The sequence below is a fragment of the Psychrosphaera haliotis genome, from assembly GCF_009728465.1.
GTDB classification, from domain to species: Bacteria; Pseudomonadota; Gammaproteobacteria; order Enterobacterales; family Alteromonadaceae; genus Psychrosphaera; species Psychrosphaera haliotis.
The window spans coordinates 352,812-378,816 of the sequence record NZ_WOCD01000003.1 but is presented as its reverse complement, the minus strand read 5'-3'; the positions used below and the strand labels follow the sequence as shown (position 1 = coordinate 378,816).

20 protein-coding genes and 1 pseudogene are annotated in these 26,005 nt (G+C 38.4%); 13 read left to right on the top strand and 8 right to left on the bottom strand.

Going from position 1 to position 26,005, the window contains the following annotated elements; genetic code table 11:
• Positions 1 to 33: 33 nt before the first annotated feature.
• Together GNP35_RS06570 and GNP35_RS06565 are read left to right on the top strand one after the other, a co-directional pair.
• Positions 34 to 651 carry a DsbA family oxidoreductase gene (locus GNP35_RS06570; protein ID WP_155695370.1) on the top strand — a complete coding sequence of 206 codons (618 nt, stop codon included), beginning with the start codon at positions 34 to 36 and terminating at the stop codon, positions 649 to 651.
• A 25-nt stretch (positions 652 to 676) separates the two neighbouring features.
• Positions 677 to 1,165: a DUF2919 family protein gene (locus GNP35_RS06565; protein ID WP_155695369.1), complete on the top strand. Its 489-nt coding sequence runs from the start codon at positions 677 to 679 to the stop codon at positions 1,163 to 1,165.
• Positions 1,166 to 1,200: 35 nt separating this feature from the next.
• Here GNP35_RS06565 and GNP35_RS06560 read toward each other — a convergent pair whose 3' ends face one another.
• A complete protein-coding gene (locus GNP35_RS06560; protein ID WP_155695368.1) occupies positions 1,201 to 2,844 on the bottom strand; it encodes a response regulator in 1,644 nt (547 codons plus the stop codon).
• 176 nt (positions 2,845 to 3,020) lie between these two features.
• On the opposite strand from GNP35_RS06560, the gene GNP35_RS06555 reads away from it, so the two are divergent.
• Positions 3,021 to 4,406, top strand: coding sequence for an MFS transporter (locus tag GNP35_RS06555; RefSeq protein WP_155695367.1), 1,386 nt, complete (start codon positions 3,021 to 3,023; stop codon positions 4,404 to 4,406).
• Positions 4,407 to 4,490: 84 nt separating this feature from the next.
• Here GNP35_RS06555 and GNP35_RS06550 read toward each other — a convergent pair whose 3' ends face one another.
• Positions 4,491 to 4,991 carry a lactoylglutathione lyase family protein gene (locus GNP35_RS06550; protein WP_155695366.1) on the bottom strand — a complete coding sequence of 167 codons (501 nt, stop codon included), beginning with the start codon at positions 4,989 to 4,991 and terminating at the stop codon, positions 4,491 to 4,493.
• A 228-nt stretch (positions 4,992 to 5,219) separates the two neighbouring features.
• On the opposite strand from GNP35_RS06550, the gene GNP35_RS06545 reads away from it, so the two are divergent.
• Positions 5,220 to 6,095 (top strand): LysR family transcriptional regulator, encoded by an 876-nt coding sequence (locus GNP35_RS06545; RefSeq protein ID WP_155695365.1) that lies wholly within the window; start codon positions 5,220 to 5,222, stop codon positions 6,093 to 6,095.
• Positions 6,096 to 6,391: 296 nt separating this feature from the next.
• Here the strand turns inward: GNP35_RS06545 and add are convergent, their stop codons facing one another.
• Positions 6,392 to 7,387: an adenosine deaminase gene (add, locus tag GNP35_RS06540; protein WP_155695364.1), complete on the bottom strand. Its 996-nt coding sequence runs from the start codon at positions 7,385 to 7,387 to the stop codon at positions 6,392 to 6,394.
• Between the two features lie 173 nt (positions 7,388 to 7,560).
• On the opposite strand from add, the gene tkt reads away from it, so the two are divergent.
• The 3 genes from tkt to GNP35_RS06525 all read left to right on the top strand — a co-directional run bounded on the left by tkt (position 7,561) and on the right by GNP35_RS06525 (position 12,007).
• A complete protein-coding gene (tkt, locus tag GNP35_RS06535; RefSeq protein ID WP_155695363.1) occupies positions 7,561 to 9,552 on the top strand; it encodes a transketolase in 1,992 nt (663 codons plus the stop codon).
• Between the two features lie 137 nt (positions 9,553 to 9,689).
• Positions 9,690 to 10,727 (top strand): erythrose-4-phosphate dehydrogenase, encoded by a 1,038-nt coding sequence (epd, locus tag GNP35_RS06530; RefSeq protein WP_155695362.1) that lies wholly within the window; start codon positions 9,690 to 9,692, stop codon positions 10,725 to 10,727.
• 116 nt (positions 10,728 to 10,843) lie between these two features.
• A complete protein-coding gene (locus GNP35_RS06525; RefSeq protein WP_155695361.1) occupies positions 10,844 to 12,007 on the top strand; it encodes a phosphoglycerate kinase in 1,164 nt (387 codons plus the stop codon).
• 186 nt (positions 12,008 to 12,193) lie between these two features.
• Here the strand turns inward: GNP35_RS06525 and pxpA are convergent, their stop codons facing one another.
• On the bottom strand, positions 12,194 to 14,737 hold the full coding sequence (gene pxpA, locus GNP35_RS06520) for a 5-oxoprolinase subunit PxpA (protein WP_155695360.1): 2,544 nt from the start codon (positions 14,735 to 14,737) through the stop codon (positions 12,194 to 12,196).
• 195 nt (positions 14,738 to 14,932) lie between these two features.
• Between pxpA and GNP35_RS06515 the strand changes: the two genes are divergently transcribed.
• Together GNP35_RS06515 and fba are read left to right on the top strand one after the other, a co-directional pair.
• A complete protein-coding gene (locus tag GNP35_RS06515; RefSeq protein ID WP_155695359.1) occupies positions 14,933 to 15,667 on the top strand; it encodes an alpha/beta fold hydrolase in 735 nt (244 codons plus the stop codon).
• A 172-nt stretch (positions 15,668 to 15,839) separates the two neighbouring features.
• Complete coding sequence (gene fba / locus GNP35_RS06510; RefSeq protein ID WP_330997733.1) at positions 15,840 to 16,874, top strand: class II fructose-bisphosphate aldolase; 1,035 nt, start codon at positions 15,840 to 15,842, stop codon at positions 16,872 to 16,874.
• Between the two features lie 177 nt (positions 16,875 to 17,051).
• Here the strand turns inward: fba and GNP35_RS06505 are convergent, their stop codons facing one another.
• The gene (locus GNP35_RS06505; protein WP_155695358.1) at positions 17,052 to 17,783 is read right to left on the bottom strand and encodes a glutathione peroxidase; all 732 of its coding nucleotides are present in this window, start codon (positions 17,781 to 17,783) and stop codon (positions 17,052 to 17,054) included.
• 303 nt (positions 17,784 to 18,086) lie between these two features.
• A pseudogene (locus tag GNP35_RS16525) lies at positions 18,087 to 21,432 on the bottom strand (amidohydrolase family protein).
• Positions 21,433 to 21,607: 175 nt separating this feature from the next.
• Here GNP35_RS16525 and GNP35_RS06495 point away from each other — a divergent pair.
• Both GNP35_RS06495 and GNP35_RS06490 read left to right on the top strand, forming a co-directional pair.
• Positions 21,608 to 22,411: a HupE/UreJ family protein gene (locus GNP35_RS06495; RefSeq protein ID WP_155695357.1), complete on the top strand. Its 804-nt coding sequence runs from the start codon at positions 21,608 to 21,610 to the stop codon at positions 22,409 to 22,411.
• Between the two features lie 352 nt (positions 22,412 to 22,763).
• Positions 22,764 to 23,504: an enoyl-CoA hydratase gene (locus GNP35_RS06490; protein ID WP_155695356.1), complete on the top strand. Its 741-nt coding sequence runs from the start codon at positions 22,764 to 22,766 to the stop codon at positions 23,502 to 23,504.
• Between the two features lie 44 nt (positions 23,505 to 23,548).
• Here GNP35_RS06490 and smrA read toward each other — a convergent pair whose 3' ends face one another.
• Complete coding sequence (gene smrA, locus GNP35_RS06485; protein ID WP_155695355.1) at positions 23,549 to 24,136, bottom strand: DNA endonuclease SmrA; 588 nt, start codon at positions 24,134 to 24,136, stop codon at positions 23,549 to 23,551.
• 252 nt (positions 24,137 to 24,388) lie between these two features.
• On the opposite strand from smrA, the gene GNP35_RS06480 reads away from it, so the two are divergent.
• The gene (locus tag GNP35_RS06480) at positions 24,389 to 24,766 is read left to right on the top strand and encodes a response regulator (protein WP_155695354.1); all 378 of its coding nucleotides are present in this window, start codon (positions 24,389 to 24,391) and stop codon (positions 24,764 to 24,766) included.
• A gap of 20 nt (positions 24,767 to 24,786) precedes the next feature.
• Complete coding sequence (locus GNP35_RS06475; protein WP_155695353.1) at positions 24,787 to 25,089, top strand: ArsR/SmtB family transcription factor; 303 nt, start codon at positions 24,787 to 24,789, stop codon at positions 25,087 to 25,089.
• 107 nt (positions 25,090 to 25,196) lie between these two features.
• On the opposite strand, the gene GNP35_RS06470 is transcribed toward GNP35_RS06475, so the two are convergent.
• Positions 25,197 to 25,949, bottom strand: coding sequence for an outer membrane protein assembly factor BamD (locus GNP35_RS06470; protein WP_155695352.1), 753 nt, complete (start codon positions 25,947 to 25,949; stop codon positions 25,197 to 25,199).
• Positions 25,950 to 26,005 lie beyond the last annotated feature (56 nt).

Genomic DNA, 26,005 nt, shown 5'->3' with positions numbered 1-26,005 from the left:
TAAGTAATTAGATTCTGTAAATGGTAGATAAAAATGACAAAAATTGAGTGTTGGATAAACCCTTTTAACCCGTATTCTTTAATTGCTAAGAGCAATTTAGATAAAGCGTTAGCGCACTTAGAACTATCAACAATCGAAGTTGAGTGGAAATGGTTTACCGATCCAATCGAACAGTCTTTTAATTCTGAAGGTGACAGTACTTGGTCTATACAAAATTATTACGCTACATCATTTGACCAGTCAGATGTTTGGGTTAGCTTGTTATTTGAAGACTTTAATCGTCAACTGTTGGGAAGTGACTATTCCATTGATTTAGAAAAGATCGCGCTTCCGCATGCTCTTCAATACAGTCAGTATCTTAAATTGGCGGAGACTTTAGGCAAGGCAAGTGAATTTTTGGAATTCCTTATGCTCGAGTTTTGGCAAAAAAATAAAGAATTAACAGAATCCACCGTAAATGCGTTTTTCACTGAAGAGACCATTATTTCGGAGTCTGTACTGGAGCTCGTCAAAGATGACTTTCTTCTCACTGAGGAACTTGGCATTAGCGAAGCGCCGATGATTATTGTAAATGAAGAAATTGGACTTTGTGGAATACAGCCAATTGAACATTTAGTTGAGGTCATTTCTATGGCACAATCTGATCAATAGTTAATTTGATTAGGTAGCGTCCGTTTTGTTTTCGGATTTTGATTTAGAAGGCCGAGTAAAGGTCCCATTAGGGTATTACTTAGTTACTTTGTATTTAATGCGCGGCTATTTTATTTGGTTAATGTCGCTAACCCATCGTAAAGATCCATCCCTAATTCTTTCACTTATATACTCAGACAGTCGCACGTTTATTTCGGCATTATTTATTGGCGTGTCGGGTTTGTTGGTTTATGTTTTATTTTTGAGCAAAGCCCGCATATGGGACCGAGCCGAACGAATGTTGTGGAAAGCTAGTTTTTTGTTGCTGCTAACAGGCTTGCTAGCTGATTTAACTGTGCAAATTCATAGCCTTGTTGTTAATAAATTTGTAGTACATTGGTCAGCACCAGTAATTTTGCTAACCGGTATTTACTTAAGCTGGTACTGGGTTTCATCTAAGAAAATTAAGCGATTTTTTAATCATTGGCTGGCAAGTGAAACTGATGTGACTGGAAGTCAGAAAAAACAGAAGTAGAAGTCAAATTTTTGAATAAGCATCAAACGTTTTATTTATACCCTTTCCTCTAACAGTGATGATTGGATTTTTGCAAAACGTACAGATTGCTCATCGCTTAACGTGGATGCGTTTATTGTCGACTTACACTGCTCAACTAATGATTGAACTTCTTTTGATGTAAAATCTAAAAATTGGCTTTCAGCAACGGTTTGTAATAGGTTTAAAGCAATTGCAGGACTTTTTGGCATTATTCTGAACGCTGTTTTAAATGCGTTTAATGCTTCGTTTAGTTTCCCACGAGTGTAAAAAGAGACAGCATTGTTGTTTATTACTTTAGGTGAGTCTCTAACTTCTTTTCTGAGTTGCTTTTCGGCTGAAATATACAGAGAAAACAAATGGTTTGTGGACCGCTCCGCTTGTTTTGCTATTTCTTCAAACACATTTATTGAATCATTGTGAAAGCCTACTTCGTGTAACGCTTTTGCATAATCAAGAGCATCTTCTAAGTCTTCTACAATGTAGTCCTTTGATTTATCTGTTTTCAATTTTAACAAGTGTTTAGCTTTGTCAGATTCGTTTTTTAAATAATGGATCCGAGCAGTTGCCACATCAATTTGTTCATCCAGTGGCACTTTGGGAAATTTTCGTTTTAAATTATCCAAAATATGCTGGCTCTGTTGGGCTAAGCGTTGCATTTCTGTATCGTTAAACGTGGTTAAACCATAATCAATATTTGCACGGATTGCGTTTAGGTAAAGGCTCGGAACTTCATACATTGAGTGTCGTAAATGTTTTACTATGCTACCGCTTGCCGTGTATTGCGATTCAAAATCTTGTGTGATCCTAGCAATATCAACAAGGTGCTGTTGTCGTTCAATGTTTCGTGGCGATAAAATACAAGCGGTTTTTAGATGAGATAATGCCTGTTCAAACTCTTTGTTTTGTTCATGAATGCTTGATAGTAAATCAAGAGCCTGTAATTTAGTGGCTGGGTTTTCGAGTAAGTCTTCTAAAATACGTTTTGCTTCGGCATATTTACCAAGGTGAATATAACTTTCTACTAAACCTAGCTGCGCCCAAGAGAAATATTTTATCTTAAGAACGGACAAATAAAAGGCTTCAATACGGCTCCAATCTTTGGTTTTTTTGAGAATATTACCTTTTAATTTTACCAAATAGGAAAGCCAGTTTGGGTGCTCATTGTCGCTAATTTGCTTGTCAACTAAGTCAATTGCACCGGTAACATCGCCCATTTCAATACAGTTGAAAATAGGTTGAAGTGCTATTTTTTTTGACAACACTCTGTTTATTCTTACTTCTAGTTCCTTTGAAGTGAAAGGTTTTAAGAGAAAGTCATCGGGCTCTAACTCAATAACGCTTTGGCTAAGGGATATATCATTTTCAGAACTCATAAAAATGAAAGTGGTGCTGGCGGGAATTAAACCTTGTTTTGACATTTTTTCAAATAATTGAAAGCCGTCGCTGCCTTTATTTAGTTGATAGGCGCATAAAATAATTTGATATTGCCGTTTTTGCAGTGCTTCAATGGCAAGGTGAGCGCGATCAACAAAGTCTATTCTTTCTAAGCCTAAGTGCTGTAAGGAATATTTAATATGACTTTGTGCCAGAGATTGTTGCTCTACAACCAATGCCGATAAATTGGGGCTATTCAGTTCATCCATCCCTAAAGTTTGCATACTATTTGACCTATATTCATAGTAGGAAGTTTTTGGCTGAATGAAAAGAAGGTTAGCTCTATTCTTACAAAAAAGATCAACAAAGCTTATTAATTACTTCGATTAGTTTTATTTGTTGGTATAACTCAGGGACTAAGCGCATAATCTTGGTTCATTAAATAAGCATAAGGGTGCGTATGTTTTTAGGTATTTCAGCTAAGTTGTGGGTGGCATTGTGCGTCACTTTGCTGGCATGCATGGGACTGTCGTTACCTTATCCCGTTTTAACGCCTCTTTTTATTGACGCACCAGCAACAGCCCTTAATTCTTATGGCGGTTACAGTGGCGAAACACTGTTAACCGTTTTATTTGCTATTTACCCACTTGGTATTTTTATTGGTAGTAGTTTTATAGGTGCATTATCAGACCGGTTTCGGTCGCCGGAGGGTATTAAGTCAAACCCTAATGATCTGCTTTTTGGTTATTTGGTTTCAGCCTATGCGCTGTATATTGAAGATTATTTCTTATTGGTAACAAGCCGTTTTTTAACTGGAATTACTGAGGGTAATGTTGCAATAGCTAGGGCAATTGCCTTGGATATAGGTGAGGAATCCGCAAAAAAAGCAACAGAACTGGAACTCAGTCTCGCAAGCAACAACATAAAAAACAAAAGCAAAGAAAACAATGGGGTAGAAAGCAACAGTACAGAAAATAAAAGTCAGCATAAACCACAGGTTGCGAGTGAAGACTCCGCCAAACAATTAGCCAAGTTGTCAGAAGAGAAAACAAGAGCCGTATCGCTCATTAATAGTGCGGTGTTTGTGGGCTGGCTGTTAGGTCCGCTAATAGGTGGTGCGCTTGCGCAGTATGGCGCGCATTCCGCTATGTTTGCAGCAGCAGTGGCTTCAATACTTTGTGTTGTGTTGGTGAAAGCGGTATTAATAGAAACGAATAGAGAAATGCCCGAATTTAAAATGAGTATTTGGGAGTCCGCTTACAAGGAAAATTCACTAAGGCTGGTGGCACAACCTTGGATGAGAAAGTTGTTTTTCATCTACTTCTTTTATGCGTTAGCAATGAATCTATTTTACGAATTTTATCCAGTATGGCTTGTTGATACACAAAGTTACGACGCTTTAGGCATTGGCTTAGCGACAACTAATATGACCATTTTTATGACCCTGACCTCAATATTTTTGGTAACTATTGTTCAGCTTAAGTTTGGTCTTCTCAGACCGATGACCCGAGCTATTTTGGGATTATCGCTAATGCTGTTTTTAGTACCGTTTACATCGGGTGTGAGTACATTGGTTATTTTTTCGTTAACGGGTATTTTAGTGGCGACGTTTAATGGGCTTTTGCCGGTTTATATAAGTGAAAACCAATCTGGTAAAAAGAACGGTGCGGCAATGGGCTTATTAACAACAACGTTTTGCATCGCAAATGTATTTGCAGCCATATTTGGCGGTTTACTGCTTCAATTAAGCTCTCATTGGCCATTGTTTTTATCGTCAATGTTTTACATAGTTTCGTTAACTTTGCTGTATCTGTTTTTTGTATTTCCAAGTCGAAAAAAAGCATAACCCACGGCAATAAGGCGTTAATAAAGGCCGCAACATACAAAAAAGGTACGGCCTTTTTAATCAAACTAGTATGCGTTTAAATATCTAGTAAGCACCCGCAGCGTAGGTAAGTTCATAGCTGTGGCTGTATATTTCTAGAATATTTCCAAACGGGTCTTCCATATAAATCATACGGTATGGTTTTTCACCCGGGTAGTAATACCTTGGTTTTTCCATTCGCTTTTTGCCACCCGCAGCGACAATCTTTTCCGCTAGCTCTTCTAAGTTTGGATCTTGCACACAAAAATGGAAAATTCCGGTTTTCCAATATTCAAAATTATCCGCTGGTTGTTGCTGATCCTTAAATTCAAAAATTTCTACACCAACTCTGTCGCCTGTTGATAAGTGGGCTATTTTAAACTTTTCCCACTTTGGACCAAACACATCCGTACACATTTCACCAATGGCTGAGTTGTCTTCCAGAATTTCTGTTGGTTCCATAATTAAATACCAACCTAATACTTCAGTATAAAACTTAACAGCCTTTTCAACATCGGGTACTGAGATACCAATATGCGAAAATGTTCTTGGGTATGCTGATGACATAATATTCTCCTAAATCAACGTGTTTGTAGTAGCTCAAAGGTATTTTTGTTTTGCTAAACAGAGCTACTAAATTCGATATAACAGCGTTTAGTTTAGTGCGTTTTATGAGAATGAAAAATTATCATTAGTTATAAATATAAGTATTTTTTGTAATAATAGGATTTGGCATGCTATAAGATTAAGAAAACAGTAAGGGCTAGTCTAGCGAGCCTAAACACGGGAACAAGTATGATCAATCAGACGTGGTTAACAACGTTTTGTAATTTAATTGACGTAGGGCACTTTACAAAAACAGCAGATAAACTTTATATGACCCAGTCTGGTGTTAGTCAGCATATTCGAAAGTTAGAGTCTGAGTTAGAAGTGCAATTGCTTATTAGAAGCGGTAAGTCTTTTACACTAACAAGTGCGGGAAGGGACTTGTACGAGTCGGGCAAAGTGTTATTAAAATCAATGAAAGAGCTAGAAGCAAGAGTTAAAGATGACAGCGAAACTAGCGGTAAATTACGAATAAGCTCGCCAGGTAGTATTGGATTAAAACTCTACCCTGAGCTGCTAAAGCTACAATGTGATTATCCAGATCTGACTATTGATTACCAGTTTGCACCTAACGATAATATTCAAGAATTAGTTAAAGCTCAAAAGATAGATGTAGGTTTAGTTACTCATAAAAACTTAGATCCCAAACTGAGTTATAGATCAATTGCGCAAGAAGAGCTTGTACTTGTGGTTCCAAAATTTGTGAAGATTAAACACTGGAATGATTTGAAAAAATTGAAGTTTATTAGTCATCCAGATGCGGCCCATCATGCAAACCTATTGCTAAGTGAGAACTTTGACGAGTTTACCTCAGTGGAGCAATTTCAATCGGGTGGTTTCTCGAATCAAATTGGCTTAATATTGGAGCCTGTTGCACTGGGTATTGGCTTTACGGTTTTACCAAGTTTTGCTGTTCAGGCTTTTAGAAATAATAGCGATTTGCATGTAAACAAACTAAAGAACACAGTTTTTGAGAGCATTTATATCGTTAGTCACTGTGATGCTGTTAAGCCCAAAAGGGTAGCTTTTACAGAAGAGGTTATTGTAAAGACACTGCTTGATTAGAAAATTTATTTGAATTAGGTAGAGTGTGGGCAAACATTAGCTCGCCTGAGGACTATCGCCTGAGGACTATCGCCTGAGGACGATGTAACTCATTTTCATGTAGCTGGTAATCTAGGTTAAGAATGACCGGGCTCAGTTATTAGTGTCAGACAACAAAAAGGCGCTAATATTAGCGCCTATTTAAGACCAAAATTTTTAACGAAATTTATATCGTTAGTACCGCACATAAGTTTGAGGTTGTTCTAAACCTAAACCTAAACCTAAACCTAAACCTAAACCTAAACCTAAACCTAAGTTTAAGTTTTCGATGCGAATAAAGCTTCGCGTTCAATTTCAGTCAAAAACGCAGCTTTTACGCCATTCTTTTGAATTTGGCTAAGCTCATCATTGTTGAAGCCTAATATTTCTTGCGCTACTTTATATTCGTTTAAAATATCAATATTTGATACTGCAGGATCATCCGTGTTTAAGAACACGTTAACGCCATGATTATAAAAAGTACGCAGAGGGTGCTTTTTAATATCGTCTATTGTGGCTGTTTGATAATTTGAAGTAGGGCAAGACTCAATAGAGATGTTATTTTCTACTAAGTAATCCATTAGTTTCAAATCTTTTATAGCTGCAACACCATGACCAATTCGTGTAGCACCTAATAAGTTAATCGCGTCCCAAATACTTTCAGGACCACGAGCTTCACCAGCGTGCACTGTAATATTTAAACCAGCGTCACGCGCCAATTTGAAGTGGTCAACAAACATCGTTGCAGGGAAATTAAATTCATCGCCTGCTAAGTCTAACGCAATAACTTTATCTTTATGCGCTAGGATAGCTTTTAACTCTTTCATACAAGTTTCAACGCCAAAGGTGCGACTAAGAATACCAATTAGGTTCGCTTTTACGCCAAAATCTCTGCTACCTGCGGCAACAGCATCAGCCACAACGTTTACCACCTCAGCCATGTCTAAGTTATAGGCCATTGCCATGTAGTGAGGAGAAAAACGCAGTTCGGTATAATCTATTTGTTGAGCTTTAGCGTCGGCCATATTTTCATAAGCAACACGGTAGATAGCGTCATAATCAGCAAGTACAGATACGCCATAATCCAACTTTTGCAAAAAACCTAACAAATCTGAAGACTGGCCTTGAATTTGGGCATGCGGCGTAAACTCTTCTAAGCTATTACCTGGCAAGTCGATATTGTGTTGTTGGGCAAGTTCCCAAACTGTTTTAGGTGCAATGTTGCCGTCTAAATGACGGTGCAGGTCAACCAAAGGAAGTTGAGTGTTGATCATGATTATCCATAAATGAGTGTTAACTAATTGTCGCATTATACCGCAATAGAATTATTTGTAATTAATAAAATTGACGCAATAGCTATAATAAATGCACGATTGGCGTTGCTTTACGAGGCAAATTTAGGTCAAATAGCGGCTTGCACAAAACCAATATAAATATAGGAATTAGCATGGCGTCGAGAACAGACCTAGCAAATGCCATTCGTGCTTTAAGCATGGATGCAGTTCAGAAAGCAAAATCAGGACACCCTGGTGCCCCAATGGGCATGGCCGATATCGCCGAAGTTCTATGGCGTGGTTTTTTAAAGCACAATCCAACTAACCCTAACTGGGCCGACAGAGACCGTTTTGTTTTATCAAATGGCCACGGCTCAATGCTAATTTATTCATTACTGCATTTATCAGGTTATGACGTTTCGATTGAAGACGTTAAGAGCTTCCGTCAATTGCATTCAAAAACACCAGGCCATCCAGAGTATGGTTATACGCCAGGTGTTGAAACAACGACAGGTCCTTTGGGCGCTGGTGTTTCAAATGCCGTTGGTATGGCTATCGCAGAAAAAACACTAGCAGCACAGTTTAACCGCGACGAGCACAATATTGTTGATCACTTTACTTACTGTTTCCTAGGTGACGGCTGTTTAATGGAAGGCATCTCTCATGAAGCATGTTCATTAGCGGGTACGTTGAAGTTAGGCAAGTTAGTTGCATTTTATGACGACAACGGCATTAGTATTGACGGCGAAGTTGAAGGCTGGTTTACCGATGATACCGCTGCTCGATTTAAAGCATATGGCTGGCATGTTGTTGAAAACGTAGATGGTCATAATCCTGACGCGATAGCAAATGCAGTGACTGAGGCGCAATCAATTATTGATAAGCCGTCTATTATCATTTGCAAAACGACCATTGGTTTTGGATCACCAAATAAACAAGGTACTCATGATTGCCATGGCGCACCTCTTGGTGATGATGAAATAGCTGCAACTCGTGAATTTTTAAATTGGCCACATGCGCCGTTTGAAATCCCAGCAGATGTTTATGAGTTATGGGATGCCAAAGATGCGGGTCAAGAAGACGAAAATGCATGGAACGAACAGTTTGTTGCTTATAAAAATGCATATCCTGAACTAGCGGCAGAGTTTGAGCGTCGAGTTATTCTTGGCGAATTACCTGAAGACTTTTCAGAAAAAGCATTCCAACTAGCATTAACAACTCAACAAAAAGCAGAAAGCTTAGCAACACGTAAAGCTTCTCAAAATACGATTGAAGCGTTTGCTCCATTATTACCTGAGTTACTAGGCGGCTCAGCTGACTTAGCCGGTTCTAACTTAACGCTTTGGTCTGGTTCAAAAGGTATTCAAGACGATGCTGCCGGCAACTACATTTTTTACGGTGTACGTGAGTTTGGTATGAGTGGCATCATGAATGGTATTTCGCTTCACGGCGGTTTTATCAATTACGGTGCAACATTCCTAATGTTTATGGAATATGCTCGTAACGCCGTTCGTATGTCTGCGCTAATGGGTATTCAAAACATTTTTGTGTATACGCACGATTCAATTGGTCAAGGTGAAGATGGTCCAACGCACCAACCAATTGAGCAAATTGCTAACTTACGTATGACGCCAAATATGCATACGTGGCGTCCAGCCGACGGTGTTGAGTCTGTTATTGCATGGAAATCAGCACTTGAGTATAACGAAGGGCCTAGCTCTCTAATTTTCTCTCGCCAAGGTCTTCCTTCGCAGGCTCGTACAGAGCAGCAAGTAGAAATGATTGAAAAAGGTGGTTACATCTTAGTTGATTCAGACAGCGCTCCTGAAGTTATTTTAATTGCGACGGGTTCTGAAGTTGAATTAGCCGTTAAAGCAGCGGCTGAGCTTAATGCAAGTGGTACAGCAACGCGCGTTGTTTCTATGCCTTGTACTAATTTGTTTGACGAGCAAGATGAAGACTACAAGCAGCTTGTTCTGCCAAACTCAGTAACAAAACGAGTTGCAATTGAAGCAGCACACGTTGATTACTGGCACAAATATGTTGGTTTTGGTGGCAAAGTTGTTGGTATGTCAACGTTTGGTGAGTCTGCGCCAGGTGGCGAACTAATGAAACACTTTGGTTTCACCGTAGAAAACGTGATTAAAACTGTACAGTCACTGTAAATTTTAATTCGAGGCTTTTTACCGAGTCTCGTTCTACAATTTAATATTGTTAAAAAAGCGAGTATTATATGTGCTCGCTTTTTTTGTTTTCAGGGTAATGAACTTTAGTTTATGACTAAAGTATTTGGAATTTTTTAATGTCTGACAATCCTCGTCCTATTAATATTGCAATTAATGGTTTTGGCCGCATTGGTCGTAATGTCTTGCGCGCCATTTATGAAACAAATCGTAGCGCCGAGTTTAACGTCGTTGCGATAAACGAAATCGCTGATCCTGAAGGCATCGCTCACCTATTAAAATATGATACATCGCATGGTCGCTTTGGGTTTGACGTTCATTTAAATGAACAACAAAATTTAGTGGTTGATGGTGATCATATTGAGCTTTTACATATTGAAGATTTAAATTCGTTACCCTGGAAGCTTTTGAAGGTAGACGTAGTTTTAGAATGTACTGGCGTTTTTAAGTCAAGAGAAGAGGGTGCATCGCATATTACATCCGGTGCACAAAAAGTTATATTTTCTCATCCAGCCGACCCTGATGTAGATAACACAATCATTTTTGGCATCAATCAAGACTCATTAACAAATGAACAAGATGTGATTTCAAATGGATCATGCACAACAAACTGTGTCGTGCCTGTGATTCAAGCTATTGATGATGCTTTTGGTGTAGACAGTGGCACTATAACCACTATTCACTCTTCTATGCATGATCAACAAGTTATTGATGCGTACCATCCCGACTTGCGAAGAACTCGAGCGGCAAGCCAGAGTATTATTCCGGTCGACACTAAATTAGCTGCGGGCATTGAACGAATTTTACCTAAGTTTGCTGGTCGTTTTGAAGCCATTGCGGTTCGTGTTCCTACAATCAATGTGACGGCCATGGATTTGAGTTTAACCGTTAATGCCGACGTCACGATTAATGATGTGAACCAAGCGATTGTCGCTTCTTGTAACAATGGTCTTTCGGGAATATTAGGGTACACAGAAGAGCCTTTGGTCTCTGTTGATTTTAATCATGACCCTCACTCAGCAATTGTAGATGGTAATCAGACACGCGTTAGCCACAAAAGGCTAATCAAGCTTCTTGTATGGTGTGACAATGAATGGGGCTTTGCGAATCGTATGTTGGATACAACCGCCTCTTTACAGCCATTTTTGAAGCGTTAAAAATAGAGCTTAAATTTTAGTGACCATATTAAATAATGTGCTTGCTTGATATAAATAATTAGAACCCAATTTAAATAATAAAATATATCGATATAAACAGAGTTGAAGGATTTGTAATGACAGTAATCAAGATGATGGATTTAGATTTAGCCGGTAAAACCGTTCTTATCCGTCAAGACCTAAACGTACCAGTTCAAAATGGTAAAGTGACCTCTGCTGTTCGCATTGACGCTTCTATACCAACTGTTCAAGCGGCATTAGATAAAGGCGCTAAAGTATTAGTAATGTCTCATTTGGGACGTCCAACGGAAGGTGAATACAATGAAGAATTCTCATTACAGCCTGTTGTTGATAATTTAAACGAAAAGTTAAGCGCACCAGTATCGTTAGCTAAAGATTACCTAAATGGCGTTGTTGCTAAAGAAGGTGAAGTTGTTGTTTTAGAAAACGTGCGTTTTAACATTGGCGAAAAGAAAAACACTGATGAGCTAGCTAAGCAGTATGCAGCATTGTGTGATGTGTTTGTAATGGACGCATTTGGTACCGCTCACCGCGCTCAAGGGTCAACTCATGGTGTAGCAAAGTATGCGCCTGTTGCAGCGGCAGGCCCTTTATTGGCTGCGGAGCTAGAAGCATTAGGTAAAGCATTAGATAATCCAGCTCGTCCTTTAGTGGCGATAGTTGGCGGTTCAAAAGTATCTACAAAATTAACGGTACTTCAATCACTGTCTACAATTTGTGACCAACTAATTGTTGGTGGCGGCATTTCAAATACATTTGTTGCCGCTCGTGGCTATAATGTTGGGAAGTCATTGCACGAGGCGGACTTAATTCCTGAAGCGAAACGTTTAATGGCTGAACTTGATATTCCTAATGTTACTGACGTTAGAGTCGCTACTGAGTTTTCTGATACGGCGGAAGCGGTCATTAAAGATGTGTCTGAAGTTCAAGACAATGAGCAAATCTTAGATCTAGGTCCAGAATCAGCACAAGCATTAGCAGACGTATTAAAGAATGCTAAAACAATTCTTTGGAATGGCCCTTGTGGTGTATTTGAGTTTGATAATTTTGCTAAGGGCACTGAAGTAGTTGCACAAGCTATTGCACAAAGTGATGCATTCTCAGTTGCTGGTGGCGGTGACACGCTAGCGGCAATTGATAAGTATGGTTTATCAGACAAAATCTCATACATCTCTACAGGTGGCGGTGCATTCTTAGAATTTGTTGAAGGTAAAGTGTTACCTGCCGTTGAAATTTTAGAGCAACGCGCTAAAGCTTAATCTAAATTTAGGCAGCAATAATTGTTTGTGTTCAGGCTTAACAAATAAAAGCTTGAACACAAACTTCTTCAGCTACGATTTTCAAAATTCAAAATTCAAAATTCAAAATTCAAAATTCAAAATTCAAAATTCAAAATTCAAAATTCAAAATTCAAAATTCAAAATTCAAAATTCAAAATTCAAAATTCACTGTGCGCTGATTGATGTTGCTTTAAAGCGAATATGAGTCCCAGGCCTAGCTTGCGCTAACTTATTAACACCCTCATGACTCAATGTTCCAATTTTGGGATAACCACCTAACGTTTGACGATCGGCCATCATGATTATTGGCATGCCGCCTGGCGTTATTTGTATCGCACCAAGTTGTATACCTTCAGGTGAAATGGAAAGCGTATGTTTTAATTCATTGTTGTTTAATTTATCGTTGTTTGGCTCATCGCTATCGATTGGCTGCAGACGCACACCCATTCGGTCTGAATCGGCTGATACCTGAAAGGTTGTTCCAAAAAAGTTAGCTAACAATTTACTGTTTTCGGCTTCCAGTTCAAAAGCATGGCTGCTAGTTACAACCTTCAGCTCCAATTGTTGTAGATAATGTGGCACGTGCTTGAATGATAACGAACGTATGTTTTTGCCTACTTTGTACATTCCTACGTCCGAAGCGTTGTCACAGTTTGTTGTTGGCGTAGTAGTAACTAAAATATCTTTGTTCTTTAGTACTGTGCCTAATTGTTCTCTTATGCAAGTAGAAACACTGCCAAAGGCAGATTCACTTAAAAAGCCACCTGCAACTGCTAGATATACTCGTAACCCTGTTTTGGCGTAACCAAGCTTTATGTGTTGACCTACAGATACAGGAATGACTTGCCATTGAGGTATACTTTTATCGTCGAGAAAGCATTTTGCTTCTGCCCCTGTTATGCAAACAAACCCGTCAGTTAGACACTTAAATTCAGCATTGCCAAGCGTAATTTCGATACAAGGATCATTGTGGTTATTGCCTAACAATTTATTCGCCCAATAAAAAGCAGTCTTGTCTATTGCTCCTGATGTACCTATGCCAAATTGAGATACTTGATGTCTGCCGGAGTCTTGCATTGTGCTAAGTGCGCCGCTTTTAATAACGCTTAAAACAGAGCTTCGAATATCGTCCGAATTTACTGATTTATTTTGTGTTTTGATAGGCTTATTGATGTCTGCATGATTTACAGAACCAGAACCAGAACCAGAACCAGAACCAGAACCAGAACCAGAACCAGAACCAGAACCAGAATATTGAGCCTTTAGTTTTTTAAATTCAGCTAAATCAACCTCATAAAATGAAACTGGGTCGCCAGTTTTATAAGGAATCGGGCATTTTTCGTTTAAAGGATCAAATAGTGGCAACGGACATTGGCCAATAATATTCCAACCACCCGGTGACGATTGTGGATATATTGCCGTCATATCTTCCGCTATTGCGACGGAACCTGCTGGTAAATTTGTTCGTGGGGTTTTGTGTCGTGGTAATTGTAATTGCTTTGGAAGGCCTTTTAAGTAAGCAAAACCAGGAGCAAACCCAATTGCTCCAACGTCATAAGTTGAACTAAGGTGTAAATCAATCACCTGTTGTTTTGACAGACCTGAACTTTTAACAATATGAGGCATGTCTAACGATACTTCATCTCCATAATAAATAGGCAGTTTTATATTGTTTACTTTTTGATTTTGGTGTTCGGTCAGCAGATTTTTTGCTAAACAATATGCTTTATATAACATCTTTTTGATGTCTTCTTGAGCCAAACTTGATTCAATTAACAGCGAGTCAAAAGAGACGGTACTAACATGCAGAAATTCATTAAACTGATTGTCTAGCTCATTTTTAAGCTGAACTAGTGATAACTTGCTGTTAGAAGCTAACCTAAATATGAACGAAGTAGGGGTTAAAATATCAAGATTTAACTTGCTGTTTAAACTGAGTTTTAGCAGTTCCATTTCACTGGCTGCTTGCGGGTTATCACCATGTACACAAATAGAAGTAGCCAACACTTTTACGGGTAAACCTTGATTATCAATGACACCTGAATGCGCTTTTAACATTTGAATTTGTTGAAGGGCATCTAAAAAATGCAGCTGCGCTTGTGGGTTCTTTGAGCCGTCGTCTAGAAAACGAGGGGTCAGTTGACCATTTGCTAAGTATCGCCTATCTGCAAAAGCTTCAAAGATTAATTCTACAGAGTATTTTTCTGCTAGTTTAACAACAAAGGCTGGCGCAGAAGATAAAACCATAAGTTTTAAAATGCTATCTGGATTGGCAAGGTTAGCGTCAGCAACCGTTTTAAATACGGTCTCTGCTATCGCACTATCTTTTACTAAATCGTTGTACAAGGCTCCATGTGGTTTCACATATTGAGGTAAATACTGTTCAACTCGTGCAACGTGCATAAAACGTGTTAACTGTTCTTTTAAACTATCGAGGAGATCATACTTTGATATTTTGAGGCTTAAACGGCCAAAGTTCTTTTTATCTGGGTAGCTAGGGTGCGCGCCAATAATTACGTTATGACTTTTAGCTAATCGGATGGTTTGTGCAATCGTCTCTTCATTTCCAGCGTGACCGCCACAGGCTATGTTGGCCATGTTAATGTGTGGCATAACATAGTGTTCAACACTAGTAGGTGTTATTGACTCGGTTTCGCCTAAGTCACAATTCAAATACATTTTATTATTGTTCTCTTTGCTCAAGGTCATTTAACGTCTTGTATCCATTTTATCTAGCAAATTACGGCGACTTTCGTTTTATTTTAGCCAATGTCATTATAGGCTTAAAAGTAATACGGTGTGAATTGTAAAAGAAGCGAAATGCAGAGGGTGTGAATTGAAAATGTGTGAAATAAAAAGATGTGAATTAAAAAGGTGTGAATTAAAAAGATGTTTGAGTTTTAAATGAAAACAAAATTAGTGTTAATTCCGGGTACACAATGCGACTCTAGGCTGTGGGATAAACTTCGTTCTCAATTGTCATCAGACATAGAGTCCACACACTTTGATATTCCTAAATTGCCACTTAGCGAGGTGTTGTTAACACTGCATAAGACCATAGAGAACGCAGTGAAAGAGGGGCAACCTGTATTCTTGTTAGGTTTTTCATTGGGAGGTTATATCGCCTCATCTTATTTGGCGTCGCTAGTTGAAGGTGACTTAACGCTTGATAGCACCGCTAATTTAAAAGTATTTATTTGTTCAAATACACCAACCGCATTACCAAGTAGAGAATTGAGACAACGCCGAAGGATAATTCAAAACATAGGTGCAAAACCCTATTCGGGAGCAAGTAGCAGTCGAGTGAAATACATGCTGAGTGAAATTCACCATAATGATGAAAGTATGATTCAACTGATTCAGTCTATGGATCAAAAGCTCGGAGTTGAAAGCCTAAAGCATCAATTAAGCTTTACGGGTGAACGACGGGATCTTAAAGGCGTGTTTATGAATGCGGCTAGTCAATTTTCTATTCAATTTTTAGCGAGTGACACCGACCCTCTATTGAATTATGAGTGGTTTGAATCTTTACCTTCTGCTGTAGAAGTTAAGCTCTGTAAAGGTTGCAAGCATATGTTGCCATTAGAACGTCCGGACTTTATTGTTGATGCGTTAAATGCTGCAATCTTCACTGAGTAAGCTTCAAAAGCCTAAATGAGAATAAACTGAATGTATCAAATAGCTTCCAAATTTTAATCTACAATTAAAAGAAATTGAAAAAGATGAAAGACATTTTGAAAGTCGTTCTGTAGAATTACGAAATAGATTACAAAAACTTTCAACACGATGAGAAATTCGATAGGAGTGGAATGTGGCTTTAATTTCAATGCGCCAACTTTTAGACCATGCAGCCGAGTATGGTTATGGTGTACCAGCGTTTAATGTTAATAACCTAGAACAAATGCGTGCCATTATGGCCGCGGCGGACAAAACAAACAGTCCGGTTATTGTTCAAGCGTCAGCCGGTGCTCGCAAATATGCAGGTGCGCCTTTTTTACGTCATTTGATTTTAGCTGCAATTGAAGAGTTTCCTCATATTCCTGTTTGTATGCACCAAGACCATGGTACTTCTCCAGCAGTTTGTCAGCGCTCAATCCAACTTGGTTTCTCGTCAGTGATGATGGACGGGTCATTAATGGAAGACGGTAAAACGCCTTCTGATTATGACTATAATGTTGACGTTACTCGCCGTACTGTTGAAATGGCTCACGCTTGTGGCGTTTCAGTAGAAGGTGAATTAGGTTGTCTTGGTTCACTAGAAACAGGTCAAGCCGGTGAAGAAGACGGTATTGGCGCAGAAGGTATTCTAACTAAAGAGCAAATGCTGACTGATCCTGAAGAAGCTGCGGACTTTGTTGCTAAAACAAACGTTGATGCTTTAGCAATTGCGTGTGGTACTTCACATGGTGCTTACAAGTTTACTCGTCCACCTACAGGCGACATTTTAGCGATTGATCGAATCAAAGCTATTCACAAAAGCATTCCAAACACTCACTTAGTAATGCACGGCTCGTCTTCTGTACCACAAGAGTGGTTAGCTATTATTAATGAATTTGGTGGCGAAATCCCTGAAACTTATGGTGTACCGGTTGACCAAATTGTTGAAGGCATTAAGCACGGTGTTCGTAAAGTGAATATCGATACAGACCTTCGTTTAGCATCTACTGGTGCCGTTCGTAAGTTTTTAGCTGAAAACCCAAGTGAGTTTGATCCTCGTAAATACCTAGCTAAAACGGTAACTGCAATGCAAGATATTGTTGTTGATCGTTATGAAGCGTTTGGTACAGCAGGGCATGCAGATAAAATTAAGGTTATTTCTTTAGAAGATATGGTTTCTAAATACTAAGAGCCTTTTAAAGCTTATACAAAAAGCTTTGAAGAAATAAAACAAACCTCGTTGGTAAAGTGTGTTGAATAAAATACATTTTATTATCGAGGTTTTTTATATGAAGGGTTATTCAATGCAAGTTGAATAACCCTTTTTTAATATAAAGCAGAAAATCCAGATTTGAGATTCAGGGTCTTAAACTGAAAAGTAATCTTTTAACTCGTCACTGCCGCCGATTAGCTTGCCTTCAATAAATACTTGAGGCACTTTCTCACGGCCTGTCATCGCTTTTAGACTTGTGAGTGTTGCTTGTTGTCCTAATACAATAGTTTCAAACGGCATATTGCGTTCGTTTAACATGTCTATTGCCGCAGTACAGAATGGACAGCCAGGCTTTACAAAGAGTGACACAGGTACAGGCTTTTTAGCTTCCGGGTTTATGTAATCAAGCATTGTATCCGCGTCAGAAACTTCAAACGGGTCTCCTGGTTTTTGAGGTTCAATAAACATTTTCTCAATTTTACCGTTTTTAACCAACATCGAATAACGCCACGAACGCGTGCCGAAACCAGCTTGCGCCATGTCTACCAACATTCCCATTTGTTTGGTTAGTTCAGTATTGCCATCTGGAAGCATAGTAATGTTTTCAGCTTCTTGTGAGCTTGCCCAACTGTTCATTACAAACGTGTCATTTACAGATACACATACAATTTCGTCAACACCATTGGCTTTAAAAACAGGAGCTAATTCATTAAAACGAGGCAAATGAGTTGATGAACACGTTGGTGTAAAAGCACCAGGCAATGCAAATACAATAACTGTACGATTGTTGAAAATGCTGTCGGTACTTACTGTTTCCCATTGATTGCCTTTTTGAATAGCAATATCAACATTTTTAATGGTATATCCTTCTTTGTTCTCAAACATAATTTCTCTCTTATAAATAAAGCGGGTTAAATATTCTATGTGATTAGAATAAAGTTAATTTGTTGTATAGTAAAATCTTATAAATCAAAGATGTGGTTCAATTAAATTGAATAATGAATAATGAATAATGAATAATGAATAATGAATAATGAATAATGAATAATGAAAAATGAAAAATGAAAAATGAAAAATGAAAAATGAAAAAAGTAAAATGAAAAAAGTAAGTTTTAGCTGAGAAATAAAAAAGGGCCACTAGGGCCCTTTGAGAATTTAGATATAGTTAAGTCAAATTAACCTATTCTATTAGTGATGCGTCCAATGATACTTTTCTTCTTTTTGCTTAAGCTCAGTCGCAGTTGCCGTTGGCATTGCATTGATGTTTAAGCGGTCAAAGAATAGAGGTTTCGCTTTATAGTCACCAGTAACGACTTCGTTCATCGTTTTAGCATCAAATAGACGACCGTTAATCATAGTGTGAGATACGAACTCAGATTTACGAATATCGCTTAATACGTCTTCTTCAATGATAACTATATCCGCTAACTTGCCAGCTTCAATAGAACCAATGTCTTTGTCCATACCTAATGCAATGGCACCGTCATAAGTAGCTCCACGAAGCGCTTCCCATGCTGTAAATCCACCTTGAGCCATCATCCACATTTCCCAGTGCGCTGCTAGACCTTCACGTTGACCGTGCGCGCCGATTAAAACACGAACACCATTGTCACGTAATGTCTTAGCGTATTTTGCCACTTCAATATGGTTGTAATGATCTTCAGGCGCCGTTTCACGACGAATTGATAATGGCTCAATAATGTAGCGAGGTGCAAATCGCATTAAACGTTCATTTTCCCAAACGTTTGTTTTGTCATACCAGTAGCGCTCACCAGATAAACCACCATAAGCTACAACAAATGTTGGGTTGTATGCCGTTTCAGTTTGGCTCCAAATCTGTGTTAAATCTTTATAACCACGAGGGATATTTAAAGAGTGTTCAAGAGTTGTGTGACCATCAATGACCATCGTCATGTTTTGGTATAACTTACCGCCACCTTCAGGTACAACATTAACACCTAACTCTCGAGCTGCAGCTAGCACTTGTTGACGTGTATCACGGCGAGGGTGGTTGTAGCTTTTTACTGATACAGCTCCGTTATCTTGAGTACGCTTAATGTGGTATTTAGCATCGTCATAGTCGTCGATTTTAGCCGTTGCACCTGGCGAGTAACCGGCATAAAGAATTCGCCCTGTAGAGAAAATTCTAGGACCAACAATTTTACCCGTACGTTGTAATTCAGCAGCAGCAAATATCTCGCGGTTATCATTAGAAGGGTCGTGAAGTGTCGTTACACCAAAGCCAATAGAAGAGAAGTTCTTCCAGTTCTGCTGTGGAATAATTTGACGTGTACCTTGAGAACCATGTGCGTGCGCATCAATAATTCCTGGTACCAAGGTTTTTCCGCTAACATCAACGGTTTTAAAGCCTCGAGGTATCTTAATGTCAGACGCTTTGCCTACTTTAACAATGCGATTACCTTCTACTAAAACAACACCATTTTCGATAACTTCTTGATTATTATCAGCATCGCGCATAGTCACAACTTTACCGCCTACAAGAGCAACCTTAGAGTCAGGGATATCTGCGTCTACTTCAAAACTAAGATCAATACCTGTGCTCGTTGGCTCTGGTAGAGCGTCATCGCTTTTTGCTAAATACTCAAGCGTATCAGATACTTTTCGTGAGTATAATGTTGAAGCATTAGACCAATGTAATGTAGAGCTGTCAGCTGACCAATGTAATTCTGAACCACTGGTTTTAGATGCCTGACCAACTGGAACCCAAGATGATTTTGGACCGATTGATTGTAAAGTGCCTACTTTTGAAAATGGGGCAACATACGCATTATACTGATAGGTAAATGCAACCCATTGACCATTTGGCGATACTTTAAATTCAGTAACCTTGTCGCCTTTTAAAACATCGCGTTGATCAAAACCATCTAAGTTAACTTCAACCAATTTACGTTTTGTACCATACGAAACCTGACTGGTATGAAGTGAAATAGATTTTGTCGTTATCGGCTCCAAAGTGCGCATCACTGCCATTTTTAATAACACGCTTCATGTTTTTGCCTTTTACATCCGCAATATATACACCTGGCTCCATTGACCATTCAGGAGAAGTTATGTAACCACCAGTAAAGCGATTAAAAATGACTTTTTCGCCGTTTGGAGAAAAGCGCGGTTGCATATAGTGGCCAGGCTCTTTCGTTATAACTTTACCTTTGCCGCCACGTGCTTTAACCACTCTAACTGTACCTAAGTCTTCATCATTCCAAGTAGAGTATGTAATGTATTTTCCGTCACGAGAAAAGCTTGGGTAATACTCGTCATGATCATTTTGTTTAGTCAGTCGTTTTACTTTTCCAGACTCAACATAACGAACATATAGTTTACCAAGCGCTTGATAAACAATACGGTCACCTTTTGGTGACATGGTTGCCCAACGCGTTTGTTTCACATTAACTTTGTCCGGAGCAACATCAACGGCAACACGAACGGCTTGTTGTACTTGTTTTTCTACTTTGACGTTAAATGGAATGTTAGCAACCTGCTTGTTTTTAATCTCTACGGATTGAAACTTACCATTACTCCAAAAAACGATGTTTTTGCTATTTGGTGTCCAATCAAAGTAGGCGTAGTTACCTTCTGTACCAAATGTTTCTTGATGGTCTCTTTCCATCTCAGTATACAAACGCCTATCTACACCAGACTTAAGATCTTTGATATATAAAACGGTCTTAGTATCTTCACGTTTTAGGTACGCCATATACTTTCCGTCGGGTGATGGTGTTGGAATAACCGCACCACCAGCGCCGCCAATATAACGCTCTTCTTCACCGGTATCTAAGTCATGTCTAATAATGTTAAACAGCTCAGATGTTGAGTTTTTATTGTATTGCCAAACACGGCCGCCAGTAACATCTTGTGTGTAATATAAGTATTTCCCATCTGGTGAGAATTTAGGGTCGGTGATATTTTTCTGATTAAACGCACCATAAGATCCAGACTTAACTTTAGTGCCGCTGCCACCTGTGTGGTGGTAAAGCCAAATTTCACCGGCAGCAACAGAGCGAGACGACATTACGCCTCGAGTTACTGCGATAAACTGACCATCAGGACTCCACGTTGGTGTATGGATAGTGTGGCTCGTTTGTTTAGTAATTTGAACAGGGTCGCTACCATCAGCGTTCATAACCCAGACGTTCATCATGCCATCACGGTCGCTTAAGAAGGCGATTTTTTTGCCATCAGGACTATAAGTAGCCTGCATATTCCAATCAAAGCCTAAAACTAATGGTTTTGCTTCACCACCAGAAATTGGCATTGTATAAATATCGCCAAGCATATCAAAAATTATCGTTTTGCCATTTGGGTGTACGTCTAAGTTTGACCAAGTTGATTCATCAGTATCAATCGATACTGTTTTCATTTCGCCAGTCGGGTTTTTAACATCCCACTTTTTGTCGTCTTTTTTCTCAGCCTCTTCAGTAGCTACACTTTTATCGGCGATAAATGCCTGCGTTGGGGCAATATAGGCCGATGTTAATGCAACACTAAGGAGTGTTAGCTTAATCGCTTTTTTCATTAGTTTTCCCTGATCTATTGTTATTATTTAAAACTATAAAAATAGTGTACTTAGCTTTTATGCATCCGTCACCTAGTTGCGATGAAAAGCCAACTATGTTGGTTAATTGAGGTGTTTTGTTTTTTCGTTCGAGGTAAAATGTCACGATAAAATTAAATTTTAGGGAAATAAAAAGTTGTCTCATTCCAATAATAAGAAAATGTTTTTAACGCACTTTCAATTGCTCTGTTTTATTACAGTGCTTTCTTTAACCGCGCTATTTTCAGGCAGTGTTGCGGCAACCCCTAAATTTAGTCAACTAGATAGTGTAAACGAAACACTTATCGAGACGTCAGAACCTGAAAAAATGACGCCATCTAAAGAAATGCTAAACGCAATGTCGAATTTAGAAAATAAAGATAGAGCGGTAACAGATGGTTTAACTAACATGGAGAGAATTGAGAAATATACTAAGAGTGGGTTTGTTCATATTTTGCCATTAGGCCTAGACCATATTCTATTTGTATTAGCTTTATTTTTCTCCACAATAATATTCAAGAAGCTTTTTTGGCAAATAACAGCATTTACCCTAGCGCATTCAGTTACATTAGTATTATCAAGTTTAGGCTTTATTTCACTTAGCGGGAACATAGTTGAACCTCTAATAGCCTTAAGCATAGCCTGGATGGCCATTGATAACATTCGCACCGAACACACGAGTTCAAAAAGACTGTGGGTTATTATTTTCTTTGGTTTATTACATGGATTAGGTTTCGCTTCTGTTCTGAGCGAGTTTGGATTGCCGCAAGAGGCATTTTTAACAGCATTGTTTGCTTTTAATGTTGGTGTTGAGCTTGGGCAGTTAACCGTACTTTTAGCAGCGACGGCCGTGTTTTACTTTTGGTCTCAAAAACCAAGCTACAGAGCGTTTGTTCAGGTCCCAATGTCAGTAATAATTGCACTGGTGGGACTATTTTGGTTTTTTGAAAGAATTTTGTAATTTGGTATTGTAAAGGTGTTTTTATTTATTTAGACTGGATTTATCGATTGGTGAATAAAACACCAATAAAAAGAATCTACTAACAATAAAAATAAAGGTCTGGCAGATGTTCTCATCGTCTTTTAGTAAAGGTTTTGGTTTAGGTCATGTTTGTGTAGTTGTTGCGATTTTAGCAATCGTAACGTTCGCTACTCAGCTTTAAAAAACTTAAGCTTACATTTATATCCCAAGTGTTGGTGATACACCGCACATCTGTCTACTATTGCCTATAAAAGCAGTTCTATTAACAGAACTGCTAGTCCTCTTTGTTCATTCACTCTAAACAGCACTGGTTTGCTGTAAAGGAATCATAATGTCTTTTATTAATACACAAAACAGTAACGGTGTACTAACCATTACAATAGATCGTTTAGCTCAAAAAAATGCATTGTCATTAGAGATGTATAAAGATTTAACCTCTGCATTAATGATGGCTGAGAAAGATGACACTATTAAAGTTGCTGTTATAAAAGGGGATACTACCTGTTTTACTGCTGGCAACGATTTGAACGACTTTCTCAAAGGCGGTTCTTTAACAGAAGCTCACCCAACGGTTATATTTTTAAGAGCTCTAGTGTCTTTCAGTAAGCCTTTAATAGCCAGTGTTGCTGGCCCTGCTATTGGCATTGGGACTACGTTACTAATGCATTGTGATTTAGTGTACTCAGCGGATAATGCGGTTTTTCAATTACCTTTCTCTAAATTAGGCCTTTGCCCAGAAGCAGCATCTAGTGCAATTTTACCTAAGCTTACGGGTCGAGTGAAAGCATTTGAGCTTTTGGTTTTAGGGAATAAGTTTAATGCTGATGATGCCTTGCAGTTCGGTCTTGTGAATGATGTTGTGTCGCCAGAAGAACTGAATGAAAAAGTAGAATCTGTCGCTCTACAGATTGCTCAACTGCCAACTTTATCGGTACGAGCTTCTAAAGGTTTAATTATTGATTCTCAAAAAGAAAGTATAAACGAAGTTATATCACATGAGCTTAAATACTTTGAGCAGCTTTTAGGCAGTGATGAGTGCAAAGCTATTATTGCTGGTTTTTTTAAAAGGTAGTTAGGGTAACAAACCTAAATTACTTCTTCTATTACTTGAGGGTGCTAAAAATTAGCACCTCGTTTCTGATGCTTCTCTTTGTTGTCTAATCTAGATTCATCACTCTTTTTCATCAACAAATAGGTTGCGCTACCGCCTCCGTGAAATGGTTGAGCAGAATGAAATGCTAAGGTCATAGGTAGTTGCGTTAGCCACTGGTTTATATAGCTTTTTAACAAGGCTTGGTGTGGCTGACTTTGCAACCCTTTGCCATGCTGAATCAAAATACAGCGTAGGTTTTGCTTATGAGCATCTTTTGTAAAAGTAAATAACTCATGCCTAGCTTCTTTGACTGACTTTCCATGTAAGTTGAGTACAGTGTGAATCTCATATTTCCCTAACCTCAAATTTTTGAATACCCCATATTGCACGCCATCTTTTTTATATGACAAAATGTCGTCAGGGGATAGCAAGGTGACACTCTCAGTCGTTAACGGGTTTTGATTTGTGCCACTTGATAGTTCGGCATTTATTCTTCGGTGTCGTAATGTTTCCTCATTTATCTTAGTCGCATTAGTGAGCCTGTTTTTGTTGTCCTGTTTTATTGGTTTTACATCACCCATTTCAGTAATAAATTCACTAAATTCATTCATAGGTCTTCTCCGTATACGCGCATACTGTCTTATACGACAAGTTTACGTGAAAAGTTTGATAATAAATAATGCATAAATTGGAGGATTATTTTTCTATAGCTATACTTAAGTGGTTGGGAAATAGTTAAATATAAAGAGCGGTTAACTATATTGTTATACTTGTTTATAATTACATATACACAATAAATTTTTATGTATCAGGTTAAAAGCCTTATACTTTGAGCTAGAAAATATTGAAGAGGCTACCTGTTTATGTCTGAATTGAGTGCTACATCTGTTCTTATTGTGGATGATGTTAGCTCTGTGAGAGCGTTGTTACAAGAGACGTTAAGTCAGCTAGGTATGACTGATATTGCCCAAGCTGCAAACGGACAAGAGGCACTAGATAAGTTTACTTCTAATTTGCCGGATGTTGTGTTTTTAGATATTGAACTGCCAGATGCAAATGGTCAGTCTTTACTTAAAGATATGAAGAACATTAAAAGTAACGCGCATATTATAATGGTAACGGCTCATGGAACGGTAGATAACGTGAAAGAGTCTATTGCGTTAGGAGCATCGGGTTTTATTGTAAAGCCGTTCTCACCTAGAAAAATAGCGTCAGTCTTAAAAACCGTTTCACAGTCCTAAGTTAAAGGAATTAGCTTTACATGAATATACAAGAGATGCGCCAATGTGCCCCTAAAGCATTGTCTTTGCTTAAAATAATGTCGAATGAAAATCGCCTTTTTATTCTATGTAACTTATTAGAAGGGGAACTTGCAGTAAATGACTTAGTTGCGAGAGTTAATTTAGCTCAATCAGCACTGTCTCAGCATTTAGCTATTCTGCGTGAGCATAACTTTGTAAAAACGAGAAAGGAATCGCAAACGGTTTACTATTCTTTAGATAGTAAAGATGTTGTTCGGATGATGATGTTACTGCAAGACTTGTACTTACCCAAAAAACAATAGTTTGGGTTATCCATTTATTTAAATATCGACTCGGTTTTGTAAATAAATTTGGTGCAATAAAAAAGGAGCTTATTAGCTCCTTTTTTATTGCCAGTTCTAGAATGTTTCTAGCTTGCTGAGTTTGCCGCTAACACAGTTTCTGCATCTGACTTCATCTGTTCTAAACCTAATTTATCATAGGCTTCAACCATTATTTTAAGTGCCGGAACAACAGATGTACTGTCTTTATAATATTCCACTACATATTTACAACGGTTTACTGCTGCAACATATGATGAGCGGCGCATGTAATATTGTGCAATTACAATTTCATGTTCTGCTAAACGATTAAGTACAGTCACCATGCGTTTTTTTGCATCTTCAATGTACATGCTATCTGGATATTTTTTTATGAGCTTTTTAAAGTCTGCAAAAGCTGCTCTCGAAGACTCCATATCTTTATCAGCATTAGAAAGGCCAAAAAATTCCTGGAATCCATTTAAGCCCTTTTCTTGATTAACAAGGCCTTTAAGGTATACCACAAAGTCACTCTGTGGGTGGTTTGGGTTTAGCTTCAAAAATCTATCAATAGCTGGCAATGCCTCTTCATAACGATCCGCTTTGTAATAGGCAAACATCAAATCGATTTGAACCTGTCTTGAAAGAGGGCCATATGGATAACGACTTTCTAAGTCGTTAAGAATTGTAATAGCGCGGTTATATAACTCACTATTAATAAAATCTTTTGCATCTTGATATCTAGCTTGTGGCGAGCGGTCTGAAATGCGCTCAATTTCATCCGGAGATGACGTACAGGCTGACAACAAGCCGCTTAATACTACTAATAAACTAAAGTGACGAACAAACTTAAAATTCAACATTATTTTCAACCTGGAAAGTTTTCTTTTCTCGTTAAGTAAAAATTCGAGTAGAATGA

Coding starts and splice junctions, on each gene's coding strand:
- GNP35_RS06570 (WP_155695370.1), top strand. CDS start 34: ATGACAAAAATTGAGTGTTGGATAAACCCTTTTAACCCGTATTCTTTA.
- GNP35_RS06560 (WP_155695368.1), bottom strand. CDS start 2,844: ATGCAAACTTTAGGGATGGATGAACTGAATAGCCCCAATTTATCGGCA.
- GNP35_RS06555 (WP_155695367.1), top strand. CDS start 3,021: ATGTTTTTAGGTATTTCAGCTAAGTTGTGGGTGGCATTGTGCGTCACT.
- GNP35_RS06550 (WP_155695366.1), bottom strand. CDS start 4,991: ATGTCATCAGCATACCCAAGAACATTTTCGCATATTGGTATCTCAGTA.
- GNP35_RS06545 (WP_155695365.1), top strand. CDS start 5,220: ATGATCAATCAGACGTGGTTAACAACGTTTTGTAATTTAATTGACGTA.
- add (WP_155695364.1), bottom strand. CDS start 7,387: ATGATCAACACTCAACTTCCTTTGGTTGACCTGCACCGTCATTTAGAC.
- tkt (WP_155695363.1), top strand. CDS start 7,561: ATGGCGTCGAGAACAGACCTAGCAAATGCCATTCGTGCTTTAAGCATG.
- epd (WP_155695362.1), top strand. CDS start 9,690: ATGTCTGACAATCCTCGTCCTATTAATATTGCAATTAATGGTTTTGGC.
- GNP35_RS06525 (WP_155695361.1), top strand. CDS start 10,844: ATGACAGTAATCAAGATGATGGATTTAGATTTAGCCGGTAAAACCGTT.
- pxpA (WP_155695360.1), bottom strand. CDS start 14,737: ATGACCTTGAGCAAAGAGAACAATAATAAAATGTATTTGAATTGTGAC.
- GNP35_RS06515 (WP_155695359.1), top strand. CDS start 14,933: ATGAAAACAAAATTAGTGTTAATTCCGGGTACACAATGCGACTCTAGG.
- GNP35_RS06505 (WP_155695358.1), bottom strand. CDS start 17,783: ATGTTTGAGAACAAAGAAGGATATACCATTAAAAATGTTGATATTGCT.
- GNP35_RS06490 (WP_155695356.1), top strand. CDS start 22,764: ATGTCTTTTATTAATACACAAAACAGTAACGGTGTACTAACCATTACA.
- smrA (WP_155695355.1), bottom strand. CDS start 24,136: ATGAATGAATTTAGTGAATTTATTACTGAAATGGGTGATGTAAAACCA.
- GNP35_RS06480 (WP_155695354.1), top strand. CDS start 24,389: ATGTCTGAATTGAGTGCTACATCTGTTCTTATTGTGGATGATGTTAGC.
- GNP35_RS06475 (WP_155695353.1), top strand. CDS start 24,787: ATGAATATACAAGAGATGCGCCAATGTGCCCCTAAAGCATTGTCTTTG.
- GNP35_RS06470 (WP_155695352.1), bottom strand. CDS start 25,949: ATGTTGAATTTTAAGTTTGTTCGTCACTTTAGTTTATTAGTAGTATTA.